2 protein-coding genes are annotated in these 2,451 nt (G+C 74.7%); both read left to right on the top strand.

Annotated features, from left to right (window positions below; translation table 11 throughout):
• Nucleotides 1-178 precede the first annotated feature (178 nt).
• Nucleotides 179-805 carry a DUF3000 domain-containing protein gene (locus tag NBX02_RS08700; RefSeq protein WP_250282142.1) on the top strand — a complete coding sequence of 209 codons (627 nt, stop codon included), beginning with the start codon at nucleotides 179-181 and terminating at the stop codon, nucleotides 803-805.
• A gap of 214 nt (nucleotides 806-1,019) precedes the next feature.
• Nucleotides 1,020-2,450, top strand: a complete 1,431-nt coding sequence (locus NBX02_RS08695) for a ribonuclease D (protein WP_250290847.1) — start codon at nucleotides 1,020-1,022, stop codon at nucleotides 2,448-2,450.
• Nucleotide 2,451: the final 1 nt, after the last annotated feature.

Genomic DNA, 2,451 nt, shown 5'->3' with positions numbered 1-2,451 from the left:
GGACCACATGTCGCCTGACCGGTGGTCGTGCCATGCCACCTGACCGGTTGGCCGCTTCCTGCCGGTTGGCTCCCTGTCGGCTGCTCCGCGCACCGCTCGCCCGTACTGCCGCCCACACCATCTCGCACATCCATGCTCCGTCGCGCGCGCACGGTCAGGACGTCCTACCGTGACGTCCATGGGCGCGCCGCTGTCTCCGGACGGCGGCCCAGCTGTCTTCCTCGCGGCCACGGCTGCGCTGCGGGACGCGCTGGGCCGGGTCCGCCCGGAGGTCGCGGTACACGAGATCCAGGCGCCGGCGAGACTCGCGCCGTACGCGTTCGCGGCCGCCGGCGGGCTCTCGCAGGACGGCGACGAAGCCGCCTCGGGCCGGCTGATCCTCCTGTTCGACCCGGCTGGGCACAGCGCCTGGGAGGGCACGGCACGGTTCGTCTGCTATGCCCGCGCGGCGGTCGACCCCGAGATCGCCGCCGACCCGCTGCTGCCCGAGGTCGTCTGGTCGTGGCTGCGGGACGCGATGGAGGCCAACCAGGCCGGCTACCGGGCGATAGGCGGCACGGTGACCATCACGAGCTCGAAACGGTTCGGTGTGCTGGCGGCGGACGGCGACAACTCGGACGTGGAACTGCGCTGCTCCTGGTCGCCGGAGTGGCCCGGGACGACCAACGGCTGCGATCACCGTCTGTGGCGGCCCGCCGAGGCGGCGGCCCAGCTCCACTCCTTCGTCGACCTGCTGGCGGCCATGGTGGGCCTGCCCCCACGGATACGCGGAGTGATACCTCTGCCGTCCCGCCACCCGTCCTGACCCCGTCCCGGTGCCGGCCTGACGCCGGCCCGGTGCCGGCCCCGCCCATCCCGCGGTCCCACAAGCATTCCGACGCTTTGAGCGACCGATCGGCTCTCCAGGGTGAAAGAAGGCCCCTGATCCGGGGCAAACCGCCGTCCCTGGTCGATCTGGCTGGTTTCCCTGCACCCGTCCAGCACGCTTGGACGCTGTTCGCGACGTACCATCGCCGATCGTGACGTCGACGGTTCCGGACTCATCCCACCAACTCGGCCAAGGGCCGGACGGCAGCGCGGGGCAGGCCCGCCCGCTGCTGGAACCCGCCGAGGGCATACCTGCCGTGATCGTCGACCGGACGGCGCTGCTCGCGGCGGCGGCGCGGCTGGCCGCCGGCACGGGCCCGGTCGCCTTCGACGCCGAACGGGCCTCAGGCTACCGCTACAGCCAGCGGGCCTACCTCGTCCAGGTACGCCGCCGCGGCTCGGGCACCCATCTTGTCGACCCGGTCGCACTCGCCGACCTCACCTGCCTGCAGGACGCCGTCGGCGACGCCGAATGGGTCCTGCACGCGGCCAGCCAGGACCTGCCCTGCCTGGCCGAGGTCGGCCTGCGCCCAGGCCTGCTCTTCGACACCGAGCTGGCCGGCCGGCTGCTGGGCTACGAGCGGGTCGGGCTCGGGATCATGGTCGAGAAGGTGCTGGGCTTCACCCTGGAGAAGGGGCATTCCGCGGCCGACTGGTCCACCCGGCCGTTACCCGAACCGTGGCTGCGCTACGCCGCGCTCGACGTCGAACTGCTCGTCGAACTGCGCGACGCGCTGGAGGCCGAGCTGGAGGCGCAGGGCAAGCTGGCCTTCGCCCGGGAGGAGTTCGCCGCGATCGCGGCCGCTCCCCCGCGGGAGCCGCGGCCGGACCTGTGGCGGCGCACCAGCGGGATCCACCGGGTCCGCAACCGGCGCCAGCTCGCCGCGGTCCGCTCGATGTGGACGACCCGGGACCGCATCGCCCGCGAACGCGACATCGCGCCCGGCCGGGTGCTCCCGGACAGCGCGATCATCGAAGCGGTGCTGACCGCTCCCGTGGACGTCGAGGCCCTGACCCGGCTGCCGGTCTTCTCCGGCCCGCGGCTGCGCCGCACCGCGCGGACCTGGTTCGCCGCCCTGCGGGAGGCCGCCGGGCTGCCCGAGGACGCCCTGCCCGCGCCCGCCTCGGCCAACGCGGACGCCCTGCCGCCGCCGAACCGGTGGGCCGACCGCGACCCGGCGGCCGCCGCCCGCCTGACCCGGGTACGCGCCCGTCTCACCGCGATCGCCGCCGAGCGGACCATGCCGGTGGAGAACCTGCTGGAACCGGCTCTCGCCCGCCGGCTCGCCTGGTCACCACCGCGCCCGGCGGCCAGCGACCACCAGGTCAGCGACCCGCGGGTGACCAGCGAACTGGTGGCCGGGGTGCTGCGGGCCGGCGGCGCCCGGCCCTGGCAGGTGGCGCTCACCGCCGGGCCGGTCGCGGACGCCCTGGCCGAGCCGGCAACGGAACCGGTGGCGGTAGCCGAGCCGGTGGCGGTAGCCGAGCCGGTGGCGGTAGCCGAGCCGGTGGCGGAGCCAGCGGCCAGGCCGGCGGCGGAGCCGGCCACCGAACCGACGAACGGCCCGGACGGGAACGTATAGC

Origin of the sequence: Protofrankia sp. CiP1_Cm_nod1, assembly GCF_920888515.1 — a bacterium.
Lineage (GTDB): Bacteria > Actinomycetota > Actinomycetes > Frankiales > Frankiaceae > Protofrankia.
This window is presented reverse-complemented; position numbering and strand designations above follow the sequence as displayed.

Coding starts and splice junctions, on each gene's coding strand:
- NBX02_RS08700 (WP_250282142.1), top strand. CDS start 179: ATGGGCGCGCCGCTGTCTCCGGACGGCGGCCCAGCTGTCTTCCTCGCG.